The 529-nt window shown below is 65.4% G+C and carries 1 protein-coding gene; it reads right to left on the bottom strand.

The genetic code is table 11. The annotated features are described in order from the left end of the window. Window positions 1–529, bottom strand: a 529-nt coding sequence (locus GWC77_RS28250) for a transposase (protein ID WP_173262922.1), incomplete at both ends; no start/stop codon positions are given.

The raw sequence follows: 529 nt of genomic DNA on the forward strand, positions 1-529 counted from the left end.
CGCGCTCAAGCCGGAAACCGAGTGACTTGGCGCGCCGTTTCAGGGCGGCAAGGCTGCGCTGCTGTTGCTGCTCCTCGTAGTGCTGCTGGCCCTGATCGACGAAGGCCTCGCCGCGCGTGAGCATGAAATACACCATACGCGCGAGCTTGTGGGCGACCGCGGTATTGGCGCGAGGCTTGTCCATGCGCGCGCACAAGCGGCGGTAGAATGCGCCGAGTGCCGAGTCGTTGCGTGACAGGCTCATGGCTGCCATTTTCAGCGCCTGGCGTGCCCGGTTGGCCGAACGCCGGGTGCGCGCGCTGAGCACCTTGCCGCCGCTGATCTTCGTGCCGGGGTAGAGTCCCAGCCATGAACAGAAGTGCTTGACGTTGGCGAAGCGGCTCAGGTCGGGACCGACTTCGCAGAGGATCGTCATCACCGTGCCCACGCCAAGACCGTTGATGCGTGTCAGATCGACACCAGCCCAGCGCGCCAGCGCCGTGCGTGCATCAAATCGCGGCGTGTGCTTGTGGCGCTGTTTGTCCGCACC

The sequence above is a fragment of the Paraburkholderia sp. NMBU_R16 genome (assembly GCF_013282575.1).
Classification (GTDB): Bacteria; Pseudomonadota; Gammaproteobacteria; order Burkholderiales; family Burkholderiaceae; genus Trinickia.